We start from the raw sequence: 1,451 nt of genomic DNA, 5'->3' as shown, positions 1-1,451 counted from the left end.
TGCATTCCAGGCAAACCGGGAGGTTGCGTCAAGAGTGTTCAAACGCCCCCCCTCTCGCGGCCGATGGCTGAAGGCCGAGGTTACATGCACCCGCCTGCCCGGCTTGACAGGCATGGCATATATTCGCCGCGCTCACCCGGGGTGTCTGTGTCCAAAATCCGTACGCCATCCGGAGGCTCGCATCTCTGCATCCCGCCAATTAAAGCCCGGATTCCGCCCAGGCTCACTGGGGGTTCATGAACTCCAGGGCGATGCTGTCTTGAAACACTCGACTCCATCATGTCCTTTGATGGCCTAAAAGTTTTCACTCCGGAGCGGTGCCGAGGATTTTCCAGACAGTGGGCCTGGTTCTGGGTTCGCCGTTGGCGCCGTCCGCTGTACTGCGTGCGGGCAGAGATGTGTTTTGGGCGACCTGGCCCGATACCTGGCAGACCGCCTCGGCGAAACCGGTGGCTCACTTCCTGCCTGGGGCCGGCCCGGTTACGGGCGCGGTCGGAGCGGCTCGCGCTTCAACGGATTACGGCCTTTCTGAGGCCGGAGCAAAAGCTGGACTCACCTTTGCACAGCTGCGCGTCCGCTAACTCGGCCCCTTCCTGGCCGGCCGCGGCCAGAAGACCCTGCCCGGCAGTGACAATGGGTTCAGGGGGGGTTATTCACGACGATCTTGAAGCTTGCGTCATCGCAGGTCACAGCCTTGCTGATGGCCCGATCGCCAGCTCGTGAATAACCCTCAGGGTAATGGAGGAGTCCGGCTGTGAAGACCTCGATCCCGTCGTCCCCACGGCGGCTGCCGCGGCGCAGGTCCGGTCACCCCGTACTACTGCCGACGCAGCCACCAGGACCTGTCAGCCTGGAAGCAGGATCACGCTGCTTTCGCTGCAGCGCCCGTCCCCACTTGGAGCACACTTCCGTCCGGCTCAAGAACTGGAATGCGTTCGAGGCTGCCGTCTGCGAGGCGGCAGTGCCCGGGCGCACCGTCTTGGGCGTCATCCCTGCATAACCCCGTTCTCACCAGCTGACCAGCACAAACAAGCAGGTCGGCCACCAAGCGTCTGAGCATTTAAGGGACACCGTCCAGGCGTGTGCCCAGAGGGCCGGGCAACCGCTCAGGCAAATGCCAACATCCGCGCCTGGCGCCCAAGATAGCCGGATGAAATAGTCTTCCCATTCACTCCTTGCGCTCAGTGTAAAGCGATCCGGGAAGGGCGTACCCGAGCATACGGCAATGCACCCGAATAAAGCCGGATTACAGTGGGACAAAATTCTGGGCATCCAGTTTTCCATGATTCCGGCCCGCCAAGTATATACCCGTGCCCATGTGCCCGATGCATGCGGGAGAGGAAACGTATGAGATCCTTACTTAAATTCAGGGCATGCGCCCCTGGGCGGCCAGTCGGCCCAAATAGGCCCCTGCGTCTTCGGTGGAGTGCTCAATCTACCGTGCCGGTCAC

The organism is Kitasatospora sp. NPDC058243, assembly GCF_042882025.1.
GTDB lineage: Bacteria > Actinomycetota > Actinomycetes > Streptomycetales > Streptomycetaceae > Kitasatospora.
The sequence above is the reverse complement of the archived record's forward strand: the minus strand, read 5'-3'. Positions refer to the sequence as shown.